Annotated in this window: 17 protein-coding genes; 8 read left to right on the forward strand and 9 right to left on the reverse strand. The window is 69.3% G+C overall.

Annotated features, from left to right (window positions below; all coding sequences use genetic code 11):
• The first annotated feature begins 1,747 nt into the window (after positions 1-1,747).
• Both D7V97_RS06650 and D7V97_RS06655 read left to right on the forward strand, forming a co-directional pair.
• Positions 1,748-4,075: a Tex family protein gene (locus D7V97_RS06650; protein WP_120609751.1), complete on the forward strand. Its 2,328-nt coding sequence runs from the start codon at positions 1,748-1,750 to the stop codon at positions 4,073-4,075.
• A 32-nt stretch (positions 4,076-4,107) separates the two neighbouring features.
• On the forward strand, positions 4,108-4,572 hold the full coding sequence (locus tag D7V97_RS06655; RefSeq protein ID WP_120609752.1) for a hypothetical protein: 465 nt from the start codon (positions 4,108-4,110) through the stop codon (positions 4,570-4,572).
• 20 nt (positions 4,573-4,592) lie between these two features.
• Here D7V97_RS06655 and D7V97_RS06660 read toward each other — a convergent pair whose 3' ends face one another.
• From D7V97_RS06660 to D7V97_RS06675, 4 genes are read right to left on the reverse strand one after another with little or no spacing between them, the layout of a single operon-like run.
• Positions 4,593-5,063: a DUF6714 family protein gene (locus D7V97_RS06660; RefSeq protein ID WP_120609753.1), complete on the reverse strand. Its 471-nt coding sequence runs from the start codon at positions 5,061-5,063 to the stop codon at positions 4,593-4,595.
• Between the two features lie 16 nt (positions 5,064-5,079).
• Entirely contained in the window at positions 5,080-5,454 is a 375-nt protein-coding gene (locus D7V97_RS06665; RefSeq protein WP_120609754.1) for a hypothetical protein, read from the reverse strand.
• Positions 5,455-5,486: 32 nt separating this feature from the next.
• Positions 5,487-6,599, reverse strand: coding sequence for a hypothetical protein (locus tag D7V97_RS06670; protein WP_120609755.1), 1,113 nt, complete (start codon positions 6,597-6,599; stop codon positions 5,487-5,489).
• Positions 6,596-8,449: an HSP90 family protein gene (locus D7V97_RS06675; protein ID WP_120609779.1), complete on the reverse strand. Its 1,854-nt coding sequence runs from the start codon at positions 8,447-8,449 to the stop codon at positions 6,596-6,598. Before D7V97_RS06675 ends, D7V97_RS06670 begins: the two co-directional genes overlap by 4 nt.
• Before the next feature lie 222 nt (positions 8,450-8,671).
• Between D7V97_RS06675 and D7V97_RS06680 the strand changes: the two genes are divergently transcribed.
• Entirely contained in the window at positions 8,672-9,553 is an 882-nt protein-coding gene (locus tag D7V97_RS06680; protein WP_120609780.1) for a metal-dependent hydrolase, read from the forward strand.
• Positions 9,554-9,750: 197 nt separating this feature from the next.
• On the forward strand, positions 9,751-11,151 hold the full coding sequence (locus D7V97_RS06685; RefSeq protein WP_233582550.1) for an LETM1 domain-containing protein: 1,401 nt from the start codon (positions 9,751-9,753) through the stop codon (positions 11,149-11,151).
• Between the two features lie 12 nt (positions 11,152-11,163).
• Here the strand turns inward: D7V97_RS06685 and D7V97_RS06690 are convergent, their stop codons facing one another.
• Complete coding sequence (locus D7V97_RS06690) at positions 11,164-14,013, reverse strand: hypothetical protein (protein ID WP_120609756.1); 2,850 nt, start codon at positions 14,011-14,013, stop codon at positions 11,164-11,166.
• Between D7V97_RS06690 and D7V97_RS44020 the strand changes: the two genes are divergently transcribed.
• Entirely contained in the window at positions 13,982-14,188 is a 207-nt protein-coding gene (locus D7V97_RS44020; protein ID WP_147444713.1) for a hypothetical protein, read from the forward strand. The genes D7V97_RS06690 and D7V97_RS44020 overlap by 32 nt on opposite strands.
• A gap of 176 nt (positions 14,189-14,364) precedes the next feature.
• Here D7V97_RS44020 and D7V97_RS06695 read toward each other — a convergent pair whose 3' ends face one another.
• Together D7V97_RS06695 and D7V97_RS06700 are read right to left on the reverse strand one after the other, a co-directional pair.
• Positions 14,365-15,726 (reverse strand): spondin domain-containing protein, encoded by a 1,362-nt coding sequence (locus D7V97_RS06695; RefSeq protein WP_120609757.1) that lies wholly within the window; start codon positions 15,724-15,726, stop codon positions 14,365-14,367.
• A gap of 77 nt (positions 15,727-15,803) precedes the next feature.
• The gene (locus tag D7V97_RS06700) at positions 15,804-17,381 is read right to left on the reverse strand and encodes an FAD-dependent oxidoreductase (RefSeq protein WP_120609758.1); all 1,578 of its coding nucleotides are present in this window, start codon (positions 17,379-17,381) and stop codon (positions 15,804-15,806) included.
• An 84-nt stretch (positions 17,382-17,465) separates the two neighbouring features.
• Between D7V97_RS06700 and D7V97_RS06705 the strand changes: the two genes are divergently transcribed.
• From D7V97_RS06705 to D7V97_RS06715, 3 genes are all read left to right on the forward strand, one after another.
• Positions 17,466-18,062, forward strand: a complete 597-nt coding sequence (locus D7V97_RS06705) for a TetR/AcrR family transcriptional regulator (RefSeq protein WP_120609759.1) — start codon at positions 17,466-17,468, stop codon at positions 18,060-18,062.
• 78 nt (positions 18,063-18,140) lie between these two features.
• Positions 18,141-19,601, forward strand: coding sequence for a GNAT family N-acetyltransferase (locus tag D7V97_RS06710; protein WP_158623296.1), 1,461 nt, complete (start codon positions 18,141-18,143; stop codon positions 19,599-19,601).
• Positions 19,574-20,011, forward strand: coding sequence for a hypothetical protein (locus D7V97_RS06715; RefSeq protein ID WP_120609761.1), 438 nt, complete (start codon positions 19,574-19,576; stop codon positions 20,009-20,011). Before D7V97_RS06710 ends, D7V97_RS06715 begins: the two co-directional genes overlap by 28 nt.
• 73 nt (positions 20,012-20,084) lie before the next feature.
• Here the strand turns inward: D7V97_RS06715 and D7V97_RS06720 are convergent, their stop codons facing one another.
• Together D7V97_RS06720 and D7V97_RS06725 are read right to left on the reverse strand one after the other, a co-directional pair.
• Complete coding sequence (locus tag D7V97_RS06720; protein ID WP_120609762.1) at positions 20,085-20,963, reverse strand: aldo/keto reductase; 879 nt, start codon at positions 20,961-20,963, stop codon at positions 20,085-20,087.
• 51 nt (positions 20,964-21,014) lie between these two features.
• Positions 21,015-21,794 carry an SDR family oxidoreductase gene (locus tag D7V97_RS06725; protein ID WP_120609763.1) on the reverse strand — a complete coding sequence of 260 codons (780 nt, stop codon included), beginning with the start codon at positions 21,792-21,794 and terminating at the stop codon, positions 21,015-21,017.
• Between the last annotated feature and the right edge of the window lie 47 nt (positions 21,795-21,841).

Below are 21,841 nucleotides of genomic sequence, written 5' to 3' on the forward strand. Positions count from 1 at the left end.
GAGTTCGTCGGCAGCGTCAGATTGTATAAGAGACAGGTGCTGCGGGGGGCGGGCGCCACGGCGACGTTCCTCTACAACGCGGCGACGGACATGCGCAGCAAGCGGGTGGTGATGGTGGCGCCGCGCGAGTCCTCCGTGTCCTGGACGTCCGGGGCGACGGGGACGACGGCGCTGACGCAGGACGCGCCCCACCAGGCGACGCGGGTGCAGGTGGCGAGCGTCACGGGCTACGCGGTGGGGACGTGGGTGGTGGTGCGGGCGGACCTGACGGCGGCGCGCAGCGAGGAGCTCAACATGGGCACCACGTGGACGTCGCTGCCCGGGCCGTCCTTCTACCGGCAGGTGGTGGCGGTGGACGCGGCCACGCGGACGCTGACGCTGGACATCCCGCTGCGCCAGGGCTTGCTGATGCGCGATGCGGCGCGCGTGTACCGCGTCCCCGCGCACCTGTCGGAGGTGGGCATCGAGCACCTGTCCATCGGCATGCGGGAGAACCCCACCGCGGGGACGGGCGAGGAGGACTACACGGTGCCGGGCACGGGCGCGTACGCGATGCACGAGGCGACGGCGGTGATGATGAACCACGTGGTGGACGGGTGGATCCGCGGCGTCAATTCCTACCGGCCGCCGTCCAACACGCAGGACGTGCACCTGCTGTCCAACGGCATCGACCTGAACTATTCGCGCAACGTCACCGTGGATGCGTGTGAGATGGACAAGCCCCAGTACAAGGGCGGTGGCGGAAACGGCTACCTGTATTCCATCCGGAGCAGTGACAGCCTCATCAAGGACAGCGTGGCGTTTGGTGGGCGGCACAACTTCGACTTCCGCTCCATGCACACCACCGGCAACGTGCTGTTCAACAACCGGGCGTCCAACGGCGAGAAGGTGTCTGACTTCCACATGCACCTGAGCGCGGCGAACCTCGTGGACAACGCGACGCTCTACCAGGAGCGCTTCGAGGCGGCGGACCGGACGCCCTACGGCACGACGAGCCACGGCGTCACCACGACGCAGAGCGTGTTCTGGAACACCAACGGGGCGAAGGCTCCGGCGTACGGTGGCACCAGCGTCGTGCGCTCGCAGCAGTATGGGCAGGGCTATGTGATTGGCATGCGCGGCAGCGCGACGACCGTGGACGTGTCGGTGACGACGAAGACGGCGCCCGCGGACCTGGCGGAGGTGGCGACGTCCGGCAATGAGCTGGTGCCGCAGTCGCTCTACGTGGACCAGGTGCTGAAGCGCCTGGGGCGCTCGGTGGAGCACGACGCGCAGGTGCTGGTGTACCAGGCGGAGAACCTGAAGCCGACGAGCGCCGGGGACGTGTCCTCCACGGCCGTGGAGACGGGCGCCGAGCTGGGCGGGCTGCGCTACCACAACACGGGCGCCGTGGGCGCGAAAGTGACGTACACGCTCTATCCGCGCACGGTGGGCACGTTCGCGGTGCAGGTGCGGACCAAGCGCAACGCCGCGCGCGGGCAGTACCAACTGGACGTGGGCGGCGTGGTGGTAGGCGGGACGCGGGACGAGTACGCGAGCGGCACGGCGTACGCGGAGGTGGAGCTGGGGACGGTGACGTTCACGGACCTGGAGCCCAAGGCGTTCACGTTCACGGTGGTGGGGAAGAACGCGGCGAGCACGGGGTACAACGTGGCGCTGGACGACATTCGACTCGTCCGGAAGTAGGGCAGGGGAGGCGGCGTCGCGTCACTGGGAGACGCGCGCGGACCGGGGTATAGACGGGCCCATGCACGTCTATGCCGCCGCGTTGGCCCAGGAGCTGGGCATCAAGCCGGAGCAGGTGGACCGGACCCTCGCGCTGCACGAGGAGGGGGGCACGGTCCCCTTCATCGCGCGCTACCGCAAGGAGGCCACGGGGGGCCTGGATGAGGTCCAGATCCAGGCCATCCTCGACCGCGCCGAGGAGCGCACGGAGCTGGATGGGCGGCGCGACACCATCCTGCGCAGCATCGAGGAGCAGGGGAAGCTGACGCCGGAGCTGTCGAAGGCGCTCCAGGCGGCGCGCACGCGCGCGGAGCTGGAGGACCTGTACCTGCCGTACAAGCCCAAGCGCCGGACGCGCGCGGCCATCGCCCGGGAGAAGGGGCTGGAGCCGCTGGCGGACCTGGTGTGGAAGCAGGAGGGGCAGCGTGGGGAGAGCGTGGACGCGCGCGTGAAGCCCTACGTGGACACGGAGAAGGGTGTCACGGACGTGGCCTCGGCGCTGGCGGGCGCGCGCGACATCTGCGCCGAGCGCGTGGCGGAGGACGCGCGACTGCGCCGCGAGGCCCGCGACCTGTGCACGCGGCGGGGCACGCTGCGCTCGGACGTGGTGCCGGCGAAGAAGGGCGAGACGACCAAGTTCGAGAACTACTACGGCCACGAGGAGCCGCTGTCCCAGGCCCCGTCCCACCGCGTGCTGGCGCTGCTGCGCGGCGAAGAGGAGGGTGTGCTGAAGGTGAAGCTGGGCCTTCCGGACGACGAGGTGAAGGGGCTGTTCACCGCGAAGGTGGTGACTCGGCCGCAGTCGTTGTTCGCGGGTGAATTGCGCGCGGCGGTGGAGGACGGGTGGGAGCGGCTGATGGGGCCGTCGCTGGAGTCGGAGCTGCGCGCGGAGCTGAAGGAGCGCGCGGACAAGGGCGCCATCGGTGTCTTCGGTGAGAACCTGCGGCACCTGCTGTTGACGCCGCCTGCCGGGGCTCGGGCGGTGCTGGCGTTGGACCCGGGGCTTCGCACGGGCATCAAGCTGGCGATGATGGACGTGACGGGGACGGTGGTGGAGACGACGACGCTGTACTCGGAGCGCAGCGCGGACGAGCGGGCGCGGGCGGCGAAGTTGTTGGAGGCGGTGGTGCGCAAGCACAAGCCGGAGCTGATTGCCGTGGGCAACGGCACGGGCAGCCGCGAGGCCGAAATCTTCACGCGGGACACGTTGAAGGCGCAGGGTCTGACGATTCCGGTGGTGTCGGTGAGCGAGCAGGGGGCGTCCATCTATTCCGCGTCGGAGGTGGCGCGGGAGGAGTTCCCGGAGCTGGACGTGTCGCTGCGCGGGGCGGTGTCGATTGGGCGGCGGTTGCAGGACCCGCTGGCGGAGCTGGTGAAGATCGACCCGAAGAGCATCGGGGTGGGGCAGTACCAGCACGACGTGGACCAGGGCCTGCTCAAGAAGAAGCTGGGCGAGGTGGTGGACTCGTGCGTGAACGCGGTGGGCGTGGACGTGAACACGGCGTCACCGCAGCTGCTGGAGCACGTGTCCGGCGTGGGGCCGTCGTTGGCGAAGAAGCTGGTGGCGCACCGGGCGGCGAAGGGGCGCTTCACGACGCGGCGGGAGCTGCTGAAGGTGAGCGGCCTGGGGCCGAAGACGTTCGAACAGGCGGCGGGCTTCCTGCGCGTGCGCGGTCCGGAGCCGCTGGATTCGAGCGCGGTGCACCCGGAGCAGTACGCGGTGGTGGAGCGGATGGCGAAGGACCTGGGCGTGGACGTGGCCTCGCTGGTGGGCAACGCCGCGCTGGTGCGCAAGATTGAAGCGAAGCGCTACCTGGGGCCGGAACTGGGAGAGCTGACGCTGAAGGACATCCTGGCGGAGCTGGAGAAGCCGAGTCGGGATCCGCGTGGTGACTTCACGGCGCACGCGACGCGGGATGATCTGCGCTCGTTGGAGGACGTGAAGGAGGGGATGGTGTTGCAGGGCACGGTGACGAACGTGACGGCGTTTGGAGCGTTCGTGGACGTGGGCGTGCATCAGGACGGGTTGGTGCACGTGTCGCAGCTGTCCACGCGCTTCATCAAGGATGCGTCGGAGGCGGCGAAGGTGGGCGACCGGTTGACGGTGAAGGTGCTGACCGTGGACCTGGTGCGCAAGCGTCTGGCGTTGTCCGTGAAGGCGCTGCAGGAGGGCGGAGCGCCCCAGGCGTCGGGGAAGCCCGCGGTGGGCGGGGCGACGGGGCAGGGACGGATGACGGAGCGGCAGGGAAGTCCGCCGCCGCAGCGGCCCGCGCAGAAGCCCGCGACCCAGGCCCCGGCGCAGAAGAAGCCGGAGCCGTTCAACAACCCGTTCTCGAAGCTGAAGCGCTGAAGAAGCACCCTTCCGCTGGAGAGGAGCGTGACATGTCGTTCTTTCAGGATCTCGCTCCATGCTCCTACTTCGAAAGGTGGGAATCGTCGCTGCTCGCTGTGGGATGGCTCGACAGCGGGCACGCCTTCACGAAAGGGGCTGTGGGAGAAGAGTTCTTCGCGGCACTCATCCGGCTGTGCGTGCAGCCCTGGGCGCCGGCAGTCTTCGCGGGACGTCATCCGTGCCCGCTCTGTCGGTTCACGGGAGGGCCTGGGTCCGTCACCTATCAGGGCATGACGGTTTCCATCGGAGAGGCGAACGTCTTCGTCCCGGGCCTGGCGCGTGTCTACGTCGCACCGACGATGATCGCTCACTACATCGATGCACACGAATACGCGCCGCCGATGGTGTTTCAAGATGCAGTCCTGCGGTGCCCGGAGATGAGGTCCATGGCCTACCTCAAGGCCATCAAGGCCCTGGGGCTCAAGCGTGACACGACGATGGATGTCGGGCCTTGAGTCTTATGAGCACTTTGTCCTCAGGAAGAGGCCCAATAGGTCTCCAGTGCCCGGGCCCAGTGCTGGCGTGCAGCAGGGCCTGACGCTTCGTCTCGCCCCCATCGCAGGAACATCTGGATGGCGTTCCTCTGGGCGGAGGAGAGCAAGCCGAACCGTTGCTGGAAGTATTTGCGCACGTCTGGATGCGATTCATCCGGAATGCTCAACTGGGACAGGAGGAAGTCGCGGACGTCGAGGTCCGTGAGGGCGGCCAGAAGATAGGCTGGGAGGTAGTAGGGAAGCGCTTCCGGGCTGAGCAATGACAGATGCGCCGCATGTTGGCGGATTCGCTCCACCGGAATGTCCTTCCAGTGTCGGCCCCGAAAGTCCCTGATGAGCTCCGGGGTCTCCCATGCGCCTGGGGCATAGGCGATGCGGTCGTCAGCCGGCCTGGGAACGTCCGCAAAGGCGTTCTCGATGTGTCGTCGGAGTTGCTCCTCGCGCGCGTTCATGACCTTGCCAGCTTTCTCAGTGGCATTGCTCGGTGGGGCGGCAGCTGATGCCGATGAGTTCCGTGCAGCGGGCCTGACCTGTCGCATAGGTGGCAAGGACGCTCTTGTGCGCCAGGTCGCCACCCCGGAAACAGCGGTCCATCAACACCCTCCGGGCTTGGATGCAGTTCGCGAACCTGTTCCAGCGGACCGTTAGTTCCTGACAGCTCATGGCTGCATTGCAGCTCATTCCTTCGGTCTTGCATGCGGCACCCGTGGCTTGATTCAGGGCCCGATAGACATCCTTGGTGCAGTCGCCCGGGGGTAGCAGGACTTCCTCCCCCGCGTGACTGGAGGCGGTGAAGAGCACGAACCACAGGGTGGCGAGGAACAGCTTGGAAGATGCTTTCATGGCGTCCTCGCCTCCGTGCCGCGAAGTGCCGCTCAGTCCAACGGAAACGGCCGTGCTTCCTTCGCCAGCACCGCGTTGCGCGCCAGCAGCTCCGTGAACCGTGCGGTCCCATTGCGCGCATCGAACCGTGCCGCGATGTCGTGCGCCTGCGTCTCCATCCAGTCCTGCAGCGCCCGCGTCGCGTAGCCGCCGTCCACCGCGTGCAGCGGGAACGCCTTGGGCAGCCGCAGGCTCACTTCGTCACGGCCCTCCGCCGTCACCTGTCCCAACAGGAATGACGACGCCGCGTAGAAGGTGAACCGGTCCCGGTGGCTGGAGTGCTCCAGCGCCCAGCCCAGGTGCTTCTCCAGCAACGTGAGCCCTCGCGACAGGTTGCCCGTCAGCGCCAGGAACTCCAGGTGCTCTCCCACCGTCGCGAGGAACTCGCGGTTCTTCGCCACCATCGCGTAGCCGCGCACGTGGCAGGCCCGCGCCTCCTCCAGCCGCTCCAGCTTGAAGAACGGATACAGCAGCGTGCCCAACGTCAGGTGTGGAATCTCCGCGCAGGACTGGCGCCCGTCCAGGATGGGTTTGGCTTTCTGGACCGCCTGCTCCCACTCGCCCCGGTCCACGTGGTGGTCCAGCTCATCGTCCAATTCACAGACGCGGCAGTCCGTCAGGTGGTCCCTCGGCGCTGTCAGCCATTGCTCCCACAGGTGCTCCGCTTGGGCGGTGTCCCCCATGTCCCTGGCCATCTGGTAGCGCAGCTTCAGCGCCGCGCGCCGGCCCGCGTCCAGCTTCGCGAAACACTGGTCCACGTCATCCAGCGCGTCGGAGATCTGCTTGCGGCTGATGTGCGGGAACTCGTCCAGCCGGCCCACCACCCACTTCTGCTTCCACAGCATGTCCTCCGGGTCGAACCGCTGCGGGTCCTTCTTCTGCTGCCCCCGGCACCACGCGAACGCCACCAGCGCCTTGTCCGGGAACCCTCCGAACGTCGCTGCGTCAATCAGCGCATCCCTCAGCGCGTACCCCAGCGGCACGTCCCCGTGCACGTCCACCAGCCGCACCGCCTCCTCCAGCGTGCGCACCTTCGCGTCACCCTCGGGCAGCTCGTCCGCCCGCGCTTGCAACGCATCCACTTGCTGGCGCCAGTCCTCCATCAGTGCACCCCTCGCGACCCGGAACCCGACGAACCACTCCCGCCGCCGCCTTCATCCAGCCGGGCCGCGATGAGCCCCAGCAAGCCGTGGTTCAGGAGCGCCATCTCCTGCGCGTTCAGCGGGTGCTGCCCCAACAGCAGCGCCTGCACGTAGAGCATCTCCACCGACAGCTTCAGCAGCTCCCGGTTCTCCACCGCCGCCAACCTCCGCACCACCGGGTTGTGCAGGTTGAGGCAGAGCAGCGCCCGCTCCTGTCCCCCCGTGCCCGCGAGCACCCCGTCCAGCACCCCCGCGTACAGGTCGTCCGACTCCTCGCGCGCCCGCTCCGCGTCCCGCCGGAACGCCCCTTCCGCGTCCGCGCTGTAGAGCGTGGGCACCTCCGCCGGGAAGAACTTCTTCACCTCCACCCCGCAGCGGAACGGCGCCAGCACCCCTTCGGCCAGGCGCAGCAGCGGATAGACGGCCTCGCGCTCGTCCAGCGTCAGCTCCTCGAAGGTCTGCGGCAGGTCCGCCGACGAGAACGGCGCCACCTGCGCGTCCGCCATCACGTGCGGCAGCTTCTCCAGCAGCGCCGTGTCGTGCGTGTACGCCGCGTTCAACACGCACAGCCCCTGCGCCGCCGCCACCCGCGCCACCTGCCGGAACCCGTCCAGCGTCGGCGTGTACCGCACCACCGGCCACGAGCGCCGGTAGTCCGCCAGCGTCATCTTTCCCAGCGACGTCTCGAAGGGCAGCCAGTCGATGATCATCCGGTAGAACGCGTCGTCATCCAGCGCCAGCCCCTTCACCGACAACCCATGCAGCGCGATCAGCCGCTGCAATGAACGGGGCTCGTCGCGCGCCAGCTCCATCAGGTAGCGCCGCAGGGAGCTCCCCAGGGCCTCGCGCGCCTGCGACAGCACCGTGTCCTCGTAGAAGGACTCGCGGCTCGCGGTGGGCCTCAGGCCGTTCGCGTTCACCACGCACTTCACGAAGAACGCCCACTCCGGCACCAGGTTCTCCGCGCTCTCCGACAGCAGCATGTGCTTCAGGTACACGCGGTGCTTCTGTTTGGCATTGAAGTGCGGCGACGCCGGCAGCACGAACGCCACCCCGTCCACGTCGCCCGCCTCCGAGCGCAGCGGAATCACATCCAGGAAGTCCGTGCCGAACACCTCGCGCCCGTACGCGAGCAGCGCCTGCCGCCTGTCCCCGGGCGTCTCGTACAGGCGGCGCCAGGGCGGACCGTCCGCATTGAGATGCTCCGTCACGCCGCCCGCGGTGAGCCGCACGGGGAAGGGCAACAGGCCGCCGTAGTGGCGCGCGAGCTGGCGCACCCGCTCCGGCGTGAACCACTCCGTCATGTCCGCGCGGGCCACCAGGTAGACGTGCGTGCCGGGGGCGTCCAGCGGGTGCTCGGAGACGCGCACGTCGTAGGTGCCGTCGTGACGGCCCCGCCACTCCAGCGTGCGCCCGTCCCCCTTGGCGGAGCGCGTGACCATCAACAGCTCGTCACACACCATGAAGCACGACAGCAGGCCGATGCCGAACTGGCCGATGAAGTCGTTGCGCCGCGCCTCCAGCAGCTCGCGCTTGGAGGACTCGCCGATGGTGGCGAGGAAGCGGTGGATCTCCTCCTCCGTCAGCCCCACGCCCTCGTCGGTGAAGAGCAGGGTGGGGGGCCCGCCGTCCTGCTTCTCCCGCAGCTCCAGCCCCACCGAACCGGAGGCCTTCGGGTCCAGTTGCTGACGGGCGCGAATAGCGTCCGTGGCGTTCTGGAGCAGCTCCCGCACGTACACCCCGGGCGAGCTGTACAGGTGGTGGGACAGGAGGTCGATGACCCCGCGGAGGCTGACTTGGAATCGATGGTCCACGCTGGAGTCGAGCGTAGCGCGCGCCATCGCCCCCGGGGGTTTCAATCCCGAAGCCGTACGTGCGTCCCCGGCGCCCGTGTGGTTCTGTCCTCCTGACGGCAACCGGACACACCAGCCCCCTCCTGCCTCCTCGGAGGGTGATAAGCGGCCTCCGGAACGTGCGGCGCCCCCGGGCGGCACGGCGACATGTCGTCTCTTTCCTCCCTCCTGGAGCAGACAATGATGCGGACGAACCTGAAGGCAGTGGTGGTGGGTGCGGTGCTGGGTGTGACGGGCGCGGCGTTCGCGCAGGGCACGCCGGCGGCTCCGGCCTCTCCCAAGGCAGCGGCGGCGACCTCCAAGGCGGCGCCCGGCAAGGGCGCGGCGGGCGCCAAGGCAGGCGCCGAGGCCGCCAGCGGCAAGACGGAGGTGACGTGGTGGGGCCACGCCGCCTTCGTGGTGAAGACGCCGGGCGGCGCGGTGCTGGCGTTCGACCCGTGGCTCACCAACCCCAAGGCGCCCCAGGGCGCGACCTGGCCGGAGGCGGTGGACGCCATCCTTGTCTCCCACGGTCACTTCGACCACGTGGGCGAGACGAAGGCCCTGGCCCAGAAGACGAACGCGAAGGTGTACGGCTCCTTCGAACTCGTGGGGCTGCTGGGCCTGCCGGAGGCGCAGAACCAGGGCGGCAACGTGGGCGGCACCTTCCAGGTGAAGGACGCCACCATCCACATCGTGGAGGCGGTGCACTCCAGCAGCTACCAGGCGGACCCCAAGGGCCCGTCGCAGTACGCCGGGTCGCCCGTGGGCTTCGTGGTGGAGATCGCCAACGGCCCCACCCTGTACCACGCGGGTGACACCGGGGCCTTCCAGTCCATGGCCCTCATCGCCGAGCAGTTCAAGCCGACCGTGGCCCTGCTCCCCATCGGCGGCCACTACACGATGGACCCGGCCCAGGCGGCCATCGCCGCGAGGCTGCTCAAGGTGAAGACCGTGGTGCCCATGCACTACGGCACCTTCCCGGCGCTCACCGGCACGCCGGACGCGCTCACCGCCGAGGTGAAGAAGGTCAAGGGCACCGTCAAGGTCCTCGCCCTGGAGCCCGGCAAGTCCACCCCGCTGTAGTCCTCGCGCCTTCACCCTCCGCGCCCGCCCGCCGACTTCCGGTGGCCGGGCGCGGCCTTTTTTCCACCAGGGCCTGCTTTCGTTGGACGACGCGCGGCGCCGACCGGGGTCGGGTGGCATCCCGAAGGCGACTGGGTTATTCCCGGCCTCATCGCGCACCGGAGGGGTCCGGGCCGCGCGTCTCGTGGGGTGTACCGGTGTCGGTGCTGGTTTTCGGACGGGGGACCTGGCTGGCCGCGCTCCTGACGGACGTGGTCGCCGCGCATGCGCTCGCGCCCACGCCGGAGCTGTCTCCACCCCTGCCCCCCGCCTCGACGATGTCCGGCCGTGCCCGGGGCCGTGCCTTCGTGCGCCGCACGCTCCGCGCCTCGGGGCTCGTCTATGGCACGCCCGTGCCGCTGCCCTCGCCGGTGGATGGCGGAGAGCCCTTCGAGGCCCCGGCGCGCGCCACGGAGCACGCGCTGTTCCACGCCGTGGTGCGCACGCTGTCGCGCATGGCGCTGGACCTGGCGCGGGTGATGGATGCGCCGGAGGCCCCCCGGATGGAGCAGCTGCTGGTGCTCTTCGCGGTGCTCGCCGGAGAGCTGGACCTGGCACTGGCGCTGGACGCGCGGCTGGCGGCGGGGCTGCCGGTGCCCCGGCGCATGGTGGGGCGGGTGGAGGACGCGCTCGACAAGCGGGCGCCGTCGCTGGCCGGGGACCCGGTGTACGGGCTGGTGCTGCACAACGGCGCCCAGTACGCGGACGCGCAGCTGTTCTTCCGGCAGGCCATCGACCTGTTCTCCAGCGGGCGCCTGTCGCGCGTGGGGGCGGAGCGGCGGCTGGACTTCGCGGCGCGGCAGAAGGCGCTGCTGGTGGATGTGCTCACCGGGCTTGCGTGCGTGGACCGGGAGCCGGGGCCTCCCGCGCGCCGCGCCATCCTCCGGCAGGTGGAGGGGCTGCGCCTGCCGCACGCGCTGGAGGGCGAGGTGAAGGCCGCGGTGCGCCAGTCCTTCGAGCGCAAGCGCGACGTGCGGGACGTGGTGCGCCAGGTGCGCAGCGTGGACATGCGCCACCTCTTGCTGGAGCAGACGCTGCTGGCGGCGCTGGTGGACGGACAGCGGACGCGGCGGGAGCGGCTCTTCATCGACAAGCTGGCGCGCGCGCTGCACGTGCCCCAGACGGAGCTGCGCCGGCTGGAGCTGGAGATGGCGGAGTTCTACGCGCGGCACCGCTCGCTGGTGGATGTCTTCACCGTGTCGGACGCGGCGGGCGCCATGGGCGAGGACCTCATCACCGGCATGCAGGAGACGGTGGAGAAGAACTTCCACCGGCTGATGCAGGAGGCCCGCGAGACGGGCGACCTGGCGGTGCTGCTCACCAAGGCGGCGCGGCGCCAGAAGCTCACCGACGACGAGCGCCAGCGCATGCGCGCCCAGCTCATCGACGTGGCGAAGGCCATCCCCGCGCTCGCCATCTTCGCGGCGCCCGGAGGCATCCTGCTCTTGGCGGCCCTGGCGAAGGTGCTGCCCTTCAGCCTGTTGCCCAGCGCCTTCCAGGACGAGCCCGCCGTCGTGGACCTCGACAACGAGGACTCCGTGGAGCGCGAGGCGGGGTGATCCGCCGCGCCCCTACCAGTCGATGATGACGAGCTCGGGCGTCGGCTTGGACGTGTCCAGCAACACGTTGCCGATGTTCAGGTCGAACCCCGCGGGGGTGATGGGCTTGTTGGGCGCCTCGCGCGTGGTGAGCGGCTTGCCGGAGCGGGCCGCGTAGTCCTTGAACAGCGCGTCGTTGTAGCGGTCCTTGAGCCCCTGGAGGCGCGCGTCCAGCTGCTCGCGCACGGCGGGCGGCAGCGTGTCGCGCACCTCGGCGTAGGGCAGGGCCTTCACCTTCTCCTGCACGACGATGCCCCGGCTGAGGAGCGCCGGGTCGCGGTCGATCTTCGCCACGCGCACGCCGCTGTCCTTGAGGAAGGACTCCAGCGCCAGCTCGCGCTGCAGGAGGTAGGGGACCTGCGTGTTGTAGTCGGGGATCTTGTTCTTGCTGTAGACCTTGATGACCTTGTCCGGGAACGCCGGGTGCTCCAGCACGATGCGCGAGTTGCCTTCCGCGATCTGCGCGGAGCCGGACGTCTTGAGGCCCTTCTCCGTCAGGTATTCGGTGAAGCGCCCCACCGGGCCCAGGTCCGACGGGGTGAAGCGCAGCTCCGGGTACTCCAGCGTGCGGTCCGTGATGGGCACCTTCGCCCCGTCCAGGACCACGCCCTCCTTTGTCTCCCGCAGGGCCACCTTCTTCGAAGGCTCCAGCGACTTCGTGGTGGTGGGCTCCAGCGGCTTCGTGACCGTCGGCGTCGTCGGCTTCGTGGTCGTCGTCGTCTCGGTGTTCCGGAGGCGCGCCGTCTCCGCGTCCAGCCGCACCTTCGCCGCGGCGAAGGTGTTGGCCTTCGCCGCCAGCTCCTTGCGGCCCGCGTCGTTGAGTCGGTACTGGTAGCGCGAGATGGCGAGCGCCGTGTCCGCGTCCACCTGGGACGTGACCTTCGCGGGCTGCTGCTTCAGCGCCTCCTTCACCCGGGGGTTGTCCGGGCTCACCTCGACGAACTCCACGTGCTTCTTGCCGTTCGCTTCCGGGACGAGCACGGAGGCGTAGAGGCGCGACTGCTGATCCGCGGACTTCGTCTTGTAGACGGGGCCTTCAATCGTGGCGCCCTTCTGGTTGACGACGGCGGCGTCCATGTCGCGCGAGGGACGGGACGGCATCAGCAGGCCCGTCAGCGCGCCGGTCCATACCGCGCGCCGGAAGGCGGCGTCGGTGAGCTGCTCGGACACCTTGCGCTGATCGGCCTCCGACAGGGGCTTGCCGTCCTTCCCCAGGTACTGCTGCATCAGGGCGGGCCCCATCGACGTGGCGACCTCCTGCGTGGCGCCCGCCACCGAGGAGAGGCCCCGGTCCACCACCTCCTGCACCACGAACTGCTTGAGCGACGAGTCGACCAGCTTGGGGGCCACCCTGCTGATGGTGCCTTCCACGGACTGGGCCGCGCCGCCCAGGAGCGGGCCTGTCACGATGGAGAGCAGGTCGATGGTGAGGTCCTTCGCCAGCTCGTTCGGAGGGCTGTGGAAGTCCTTCAGCGCCGTGTAGCCGAGCGCCGCGCCCGGGATGGTGGACACCAGGGCCTTGGGGATGCTCGCGACGAACCCACGGGCCACCTGCCCCGCGAGGGTGTCCTCCTTCTCCGCGTAGGTCTTCGACAGCGCGTCGAAGGTGGATCCGAAGCGCGCGCTCTCCTCGTCGAAGTAGCGCACCGACTCCGGGTCGTTCTTGATGTTCGCGAGCAGGTCGCCCTTCTGGACGGCCAGCTTCGCCGTCGTCACGAACATCTCGCCCACCTGGAGGCCGTTCGTGCCCAACTGGACGAGCTCGCGCATGGCGTCGTACTTGCCGCGCATCAGCGGCCCCAGGATGGGGTTCTGCGACTTGCCCAGCTCCGTGTCCGCGGCCTGTTCGTTCTTCACCCACTCGGCGCCCAGGTTGGCGAACCGGGTGGCCAGGGTGTTGTTGAACGCGTCCCGGTAGTCCTTCACGGAGGCGTAGCCCCCGGCCAGCGCGGAGCGGGCATCGCGCAGCGCAAGCGCGCCCTCGGGGGCCATGGAGTAGGTGATGAACTCCTGCCCGCCGCGCTTGAACAGGGAGGTGGCCTGCTTCTTCTCCATGATGAGCGGCTCGCCCTCCACCAGGCGGTTGCAGAAGAGCGGTCTGCCCTCCTGCTTCAGCTGCTCCATGGCGAGGCGCGTCTCATCCGCGGAGTAGCCTCCGGCCTGGGCCGCCAGCGTGAAGGCGTTGCTCTGCACATCCCCCTGGAAGACGTCTTCCGCGTTGAGCACGGTCTTGTACGGCCGACCCGGCGTCGCGCGGAACGCCGCCTCGCGCTGGGCCTCCGTCTCCACGGCCTTGGCGCGCGCCTCGGGCATCGTGGTGCGCAGGCCCTGGTCCCGCCACTCGCACTTCTCCAGCAGCTTCTGGTCCGCCGGAGAGAGGGACACCTTCGGGTCGGAGAGGGCGGAGATCATCCACCGGTCCCCGTCGCCCAGGACGAGCGACTTGCCCGTCTGCGCGCGGATGCTCAGGCGCGACAGGGCGGTCTCCGCGAGGAAGCGCCGCTCGTTGTCGGCGTTCATCGCCCCCAGCCCGTTGCGCGAGGCATAGGCGCGCCGTGCGTCCAGCAGCTGCGTGAACTCGCGCTGGTTGGACTCCGAGTCGGACAGCCCCCGGGACTGGATGAACTCCTGGTAGGCCTGCCGCAGGCGGGGCGGGGTCTTCGCGTCGATGGGCTTCCCGGGCCTGGTGGCGCGCTCGCGGACCGTGGACACCAGCCGCTCGTCGTTGGAGACGGAGAACAGCTCGTCCGCCTGCGCGTGCTCGGGCGTGGGGGCCGTGGTCTTGACGACGATGACGTCGTCGTCGCCCCCGCCCGACTTCACGGGTCGGGTCGTCGGGGTCTTCGAGGTGGTGGACCGGGCCGGCTCGAAGCTGTCACGGGGCTTCGTGGTGGGCTTCGTCGTCGCCGGCTTCGTCGGCGTCTTCTGCGTCTGGGTCTCGGGCGCCGTCGGCGTGCGTGAAGTGACCCCGGACGTGCGGGTCCCCGGCACTTCCTGACGTACCCGTGACGACGTGGATGCTGTGACACCGCCCATCGTGTTGCTCCCCCTTCGGTCCTGGCCCCATCACCAGGTCAAGGAGGTCCCGCGGGCCTCGCCCCCCAGAAGACTCGGGGCCCGCGTGACCTCTTCATGGAGGAGGACGTGGGCCCCGGAATTGTTTTGCATTCTTTCTTACGGGACCTCGGTGACGGTGACGCGCAGGTGCTGGGACACGGGGGGCGCGTACTGCGTCACGGGCACCCTGCGCACGGTGTTGTCGCGTTCCAGGGCTCCTTCCGGCGGGCCCTGGTGCGGACCCACCGCGGGCTCCTCGTCCAGCTCCGTGCCCACGTCCCAGAGGTAGACCTTGGAGGTCACGTCGCCCGTCACCGGCATGCCGTCGGCGTCGAACAGCGCGATGCCCTGCTCATCCGGCCCGAAGACCCAGTCGTTGGACTGGCCGAACATCACCGCGAAGGCCAGCCGGTCGGCCGGCATGGCGTCCACGTCGAACTCGTACGCGTGGCCCGGGGTGATGGGGCCGGGGGCGGACGCGTCCACGGGCGTGTTGAAGGTGCCGGACACGCGCACACCGGCGGGCGGGCTCATGGACACGGCGTTCGACAGCTTGGAGATGTCGCCCATCTCCGCGATGGCCTCCAGGCCCTGGCCGCGGTCCTTCGCGCCCACGGTGAACAGCGGCGCGGCGGCGGTGTGCAGCGCGTAGACGCCCGGCGACAGCGGCGTGGCCACGCCATTGAGCGGCGCGAGCACTGCGGTCAGCTTGGAGTTGTCACCCATCTCCGCGATGGCCTCCAGGCCCTGGCCCCGGTCCTTCTGGCCTTCGGTGAAGAGCGGCTCGTTGCCGGCGCTCACCGTCCACACTCCCGGGGAGATGCGCACGGGCTTGATGCCCTCGCTGGTGCTCAGGGTGACGCGGTCGTCGGACACGTTCTCGATGCGCACGGTGAACTGCCGGGTCTCCGCGTTGGATGCCACGCTCACGCGGATCATCGACGCGACCGCGGGCATGTTGAACGTCTGGCCGCTGGTGAGGCGTGCCGGCGTGCCCAGGCGCCGCACGAGGGGGTTGGGGTCCAGCGCGCCCGGGCCGTCCGTGGACGACGCCTGCTTCGGGCCGGTGTGCGGACCCACGGCGGGCTCCTCGTCCACCTCCGTGCCCGCGTCCCACAGGAGCACCTGCGAGGTGATGTCGCCGGAGATTGGCGTGCCGTTCGAGAACAGCGCGATGCCCTTGGGGTCCGTGCCGAAGAACCAGTCGTTGGACTGGCCGAACATGGAGACGAACGAGAGGCGATGGTTCGCGCCCGCGGTGAAGCTGAACTCGTAGACGTCGCCCGGGGCGAGCGGGCCCGGCGCGGTGCCGCTCAGCTTCGTGTTGAACATGCCGGACTTGAGCTGCTGGAAGGGCGCGACGTTCTCGATGCGCACGCGCAGCCGCGTGGATTGGGGGTCGGAACCACAGGCGGACAGCGTGAGCAGGCCGAGCGCGGCAACGGAGGCAGCGCCTCCACGAAGGGAGCGATTGAACATGGCGGGGTTCTCCAGGGCCTCGCGGAAGTGCGAGGCGTCACGGGCTTGCCGTCACTACGCGCCCCAGGAAAGGGCGGTTACGGAAGAAATCCAACCGCCTGTCCGGCCCGTACGCGCGCGGGCAGGAGCGGCGCCAGGAAGTGCTCCAGCGCCTCGCGGCTCCCGGGGCGGGAGACGTGGCCCACGTAGCCGTCCGGGCGCACCAGCACCAGCGCGCCCGTGCTGACGTCGTAGGCCTGGTGCGCGTGTCCGCCAGCGTCGAGCAGGGTGCCCACGTCGCGGGAGTTGCCCCCGGTGCGGAGGTGGAAGGCGTGCACGGCGTCACCGAAGCGCGAGCGGGCCCACGCGGGCGCGTCCTCGTGCTGGGGCCCGAAGGCGAGCAGCGTCCAGTGGGGGCCGCGAAAGGCATCGAACAGGCGCGAAGGGTGTCCCATGGCATCCACGCACGGCGCATCCGGGGCCCGGTCTCCCGCGCGCAGCCGCGACGTGTCACCCTCCGACTGGAGCGCGAGCGGCCCGCCGCGATAATGCAATCCCAGTTGTTGCGTCTCCGCGCCGCGCCGCTGTGGACGCATGCCGCCCTGGCGCAGCTTCTGGTGGAGCTTCCCGGACAGCCCAAGCACGCTCGCGGCGATGGGCAGCCGCTCCGCCTCGTAGGTGTCGAGCAGGGCGGGCGCCGCGCCTTCGAGGACGTGGCCCAACTTCCAGCCCAGGTTGTACGCGTCCTGCACGCCGGTGTTGAGGCCCTGGCCGCCCGCGGGAGGATGGACGTGCGCGGCGTCGCCCGCGAGCAGGACGCGGCCCACGCGGTAGCGGTCCACCATGCGCACGTTGGGGCGGAACACGGACAGCCAGCTTGCGTCGTGCAGGCGGAGCTTCGCGCCGGGACGGGCCGCGTCCTGGAGGCGCTGGTGCAGGGCGGCCTCGGTGAGCTCCGGCAAGGGCGTGCCGGGCTTCACGTTGAGGAGGAGTTGGAAGCGGTCCGTGCCGGGAAGGGGACACAGGGCCACGGCGCCGCCCCTGGCGAAGGGCCACACGTGCCAGTGGTCGCGGTCCAATCCGTCCACGCGCACGTCGCCCACGACCATGCGCTCCGCCTCGTGCGTCTCCCCGTGGAAGCCCACGCCCAGCGATTTGCGCACGCGGCTGTGGCCTCCGTCGCAGCCGACGAGGTACTCCGCGCGCACGATCTCCGAAGCACCGTCGCGGGTGAGGGTGGCGGTGACGCCACTGTCGTCCTGGGTGAAGTCGGTGAGCGCGGTGCCAAACTCCACCGCGTGGCCGAGCGACTCCAGATGGTCACGCAGGATGCCCTCGGTGCGAGCCTGCGGCACGAGCCAGGTGCTGGGGTGCGGCACGTCTGGCGTCGCGGTCCCGTGCGGAACCAGCGTCCAGTGCCCCACGACGAAGCGGCGCCAGTGGATGCGGAGGCGGGGATAGGCATTGCCGGCCGCGAGCACTGCGTCGAGCACGCCCAGGTCCTCCAGCACCTCCAGCGTGCGCGGCTGGAGCCCCTTGCCGCGGGAGCCCACGAAGGGCCCTGGGGCCGCGTCCACGATGCGCAGGGCGACACCCCGGCGCGCGAGGTCGCAGGCGAGCGTGAGGCCCGTGGGTCCTGCACCGACAATCAATACCTGGGGCGTTGCGCGAGTCATGGCTGTCTCCTGGGAAGCGATGGAGACGAGAATGTAAGGAAGTGCTTATGTTGTCAGCTTGCGTTCCCGCCCCAGGAGTCCGGCATGCCGCGCGCGAAGCTTTCCCCTCGGAAGACGCCCCTTCAGGATCGCTCGCGCGCGACGGTGGACGCGCTGGTGCAGGCGACGGCTGACATTCTGGTCCGCGACGGGTACGCGAAGCTGACGACCAACCGCATCGCGGAGCGCGCGGGCGTCAACGTGGCGTCGCTGTACCAGTTCTTCCCGGGGAAGGAGGCGCTGGTCGCGGAGGTGTCGCGCCGGCACGTGAAGGAGCAGCGCAAGGCCGCGGCGGAGGTGCTGGCGACGCGGACCTTCAAGAATCTGGAGGACCTCATCCGGACGCTGGTGGCGCTGGGCTTCGCGGCGCACGCGGTGAACCCGAAGCTGCACCACGCGCTGACGGAGGAGCTGCCCGCGCGCCGCTCAAGGCAGGGGAGCCCGGAGGACGCGCCGATGCTGGAGGCGTTCCGCAAGTTCTCCACCGATGTCCCGGACCCGGAGCTGGCCCTGTGGATCATCGACACGGTGTCCCACGCGGTCATCCACCGCGCGGTGGTGGAGCGCCCCAACGCCCTGACTGAAGGGGCGCTCCAGGAGGAGCTGGTGACGCTCCTCCTGCGCTACGTGAAGCGGAAGTGACGGACGCGGCTCAGCGGCCACGCGTGTCAGATGCGTGAGTAGGCTCGGCGGCTCATGACAGCACTGAGGGGGGATGCCATGAGAATCCTGATCGATACGAATGTCCTGATCCCGCTGGAACCCACGTCGCCCGAGCAGATCGAAGAGCTGACGAAGCCCGCCGCGACCCTGTTGAGAGCCATTGAAGACGCTCGCTATCAGCTCTTCATCCATCCGGCCATGAAGGTGGATGTCGAGCGAGACCGAGATGAAGGGCGCCGCCAGCTTCGGGAGCTGCTGCTCGGAAAATATCTTCTGCTTCCCGCTCCGCCGCCTGTGCCGGCCAGTTGGACCGAGATCCTGGGGAGCCCGGAAGTCCACTCCAATGATTGGGTGGATCACCAGCTGCTGGCGGCCGTGCGGTCCAATGCGGTGGGCGTCTTGGTGACCGAAGACCTCCGCATCCACCGGAAGGCGAAGCGCGTGGGCCTGAACGAGCGCGTTGCCACGGTGGAAGAAGCCCTGGGGATGCTGCAGGGCTTGCGCGACACGTTCGCTCAGCCGCCGCCGGCGGTTGAATTCACGTTCGCTCATGATGTTGATGTGGAGGACCCCTTCTTCGACAGCCTTCGGGGTGACTACCCTCCGTTCGACTCATGGCTCCGCAAGTGTCAGGAGGAGCACCGCCGATGCTGGGTGGTGCGGGGGCATGGGCATCACCTGGCGGCGCTCTGCCTCATCAAGGATGAGGAGGGCGTCCTGGGATTCAAGGGTCGAACCCTGAAGCTCTGCACCTTCAAGGTCGCGCCCGCGCATCAGGGACGCCGCCTGGGCGAACTCCTGCTCAAGAGCGTCTTCGAGCATGCCTCGAAGAACGGGCACGCGTTTGTCTACGTGACGGCCTACGAGCGGCAGGGCGCCCTGATGGCCGTGTTCGAGGACTTTGGCTTCCGGGTGGAAGGGCGCACGGAGACCGGTGAACTCATCCTCGTGAAGCAACTGAGGGCCGTGGAGACGTCCGAGCAGGTCGCACCACTTGAGTTCCACGTGCGTCATGGTCCTCCCGCGATGAGGTTTGAAGCCCCTGCCTTCATCATCCCCATCGAGCCGCGGTTCCACCATCTGCTCTTCCCGGATGCGGACTCGCAGCTGTCGCTCGAGCCTGGAGCCCACCCCTTCGGTAACGGGCTGCGCAAGGTGTACCTGTGCCGGGCGCTGACCCGGCAGATCGGGCCAGGAGCCCCGCTGCTCTTCTATTTGAGTCACTCCCGAAAGGCCGTGACGGTCATCGGCGTCGCGGAGCAGACGCTGGTGTCCGCCGATGCCCGCGAGATTGCCGCCACGGTGGGGAAGCGGACGGTCTTCTCCCTTCGCGACATCGAAGCGCTGTGCTCGAATGGCGAAGTGCTCGCCATCCACTTCCGACAAGCCGTCATCCTGAAGGAGCCAATTCTTCTGGGTGACCTCTGTCGCAACGGAGTGCTCAACGGCCCTCCGCAGTCCATCACCACGGTCCAGCAGGGAGGTCGTGAATGGCTCCGCCGTCGCCTCGGGCTGTAGTCCTGCTGCCGATCCAACCTCGCTATGCGACGCCCATCCTGGATGGCCTCAAGCGGGTCGAGTTCCGGAAGCGTGCCTTCCGCCGGGAGGTGTCACACGTCGTCGTCTACTCCTCGAGCCCGGTGAAGCAGGTCGTCGGGTTCTTCGAGATCCTTGGCATTGATGAGGCTCCTCCCTCGCAGCTCTGGCGTCGCTATTCGCGCGTGGGCGCCATCTTGAAGGAGGACTACGACCGATACTTCTCGCGCTGCGAGGGGGGCGTCGCGATCCGCGTCGGGAAGGTCCACGTGTTCCAGAAGCCCTTCCCCCTGGGAGACATCTCGCCCGAGCTGCGCGCGCCCCAGAGCTACGCCTATCTGAGCGAGCACGCCTTCACGAAGATTCGGGGTCGGAGGGCGCTCGTCACTTGAGGCCGGTTGCGTGGCGCGGACGTCCCACCGGCCGTCGTGCCAGTGGGACGCTTCGCTCGACGCAGGAGCGGCTTCAGCGCCCCGACGCCTGCGCGTCCACGGCGGCCAGCTCTTCCTTGCCCAGCTTCACCTCCGCGCCCGCGAGGTTCTCCTCCAGGTGCTTCACGGAGGACGTGCCCGGGATGGGCAGCATCACCGGCGAGCGCGCCAGCAGCCACGACAGGGCGATCTGCGAGGGCGTGGCGTTGTGCTTCTTCGCCACCGAGTCCAGCGTGCCGCCCGGCTTCGCCAGCCCGCCCGTCGCCAGCGGGAACCACGGGATGAAGCCCAGGTTCTCCTTCTCGCAGTAGTCCAACACCTTCTCGTGCACGCGGTCGGTCAGGTTGTAGCGGTTCTGCACCGACACCACGTCCACCACCTTGCGCGCCCGCTCGATCTCCGCCACCGACACTTCCGACAGGCCGATGTGGCGGATCTTCCCTTCCTTCTGCAGCGCCTTCAGCTCGCCCAGCGACTCCTCCACCGGCACCTTCGGGTCGATGCGGTGCAACTGGTACAGGTCGATGCGCTCCAGCTTCAGCCGGCGCAGCGACATCTCCAGCTGCTGGCGCAGGTACTTGGGCGCGCCCACCGGGTGCCACTCGCCGGGGCCCGTGCGCACCAGGCCCGCCTTCGTCGCCACCACCACGCCCTTCGCGTACGGGTGCAGGGCCTCCGCGATGATCTCCTCGCTGTAGTACGGCCCGTAGGAGTCCGCCGTGTCGATGAAGTCCACGCCCAACTCCAGCGCGCGACGCAGCACGCGCACCGCCTCCGCCCGGTCCTTGGGCGGGCCCCAGATGCCGGGGCCGGTCAGCTGCATGGCGCCATAGCCCAGCCGGTGGACGGGCAGGTCGCCGCCCAGCTTGAAGGTGCCGCTCTTCTCCACGGGACGCGTTGAAGTGCCGCTCATGGGTCTTCCTCCTGGAAGTGCTTCAAGAGTCGTGTGTGTGAAGGGGAAACGTCAGGGCGTGCGGTAGCGGCCGGCGAGCTTCACGCTGCTGCCGCGCAGCATCCCCAGCTCCGCCTGCTCCAGGGCCACGAGCGCCTCTGCGGCCTCCAGCCCGGGGACGCAGACCGTCTCGCCGCGCTCCAGCGCCACCAGCGAGGCGGTGACGACATCCTCCGGAGACATCGCGCCGGCATAGCCGCCGTTGAACTCGGTGGCCGTCATTCCCGGACAGACGACCTGCGCGCGCACTGGTGTGCCCTTCAGCTCGCCCGCGAGCGCACGGGTGAAGTGCACGAGGAACGCCTTCGCGCCCGCGTACGTGGCCCGGTGGGGCAGGGGCACTGGAGGCAGCGAGCCGGAGAAGGCGAGCAGGGACGCGACGTTGATCACCGCGCCCCGGCCCCGCTCAATCATGCCCGGCAGCGCCGCCCGCGTGGCCAGCATGGGCGCCAGGATGTGCAGGTGCGCCAGCCCCTCCAGCGCCGACGGCTCCACCTGCGCGAAGGGCCCATAGCCCCCGATGCCCGCGTTGTTGATGACCAGGGAGATGTCCCCGCCCGCCGCGCGCGCGGCCACCCGGTGGATGTCCCCGTCCGCCGTGAGGTCCGCCCGCAGCACCTCCGCGCGGATGCCGTGCGCCGCCTTCAGCTCCGCCGCCTGCGCCACGAGCCGCTCCTCGCGCCGCGCGACGAGGACCAGGTCATACCCGAGCGCCGCCAGCCGCTGCGCGTACACCGCGCCGATTCCCGCGGACGTGCCCGTCACCAGTGCTGTTCCTCGACTGCCTGCCATGTCTGCTCCCTGCCAGAGGGGAAAAGGGGCGCCGTGTCGCGATGAAT

Source organism: Corallococcus sp. CA053C (genome assembly GCF_003611675.1).
Lineage (GTDB): Bacteria > Myxococcota > Myxococcia > Myxococcales > Myxococcaceae > Corallococcus.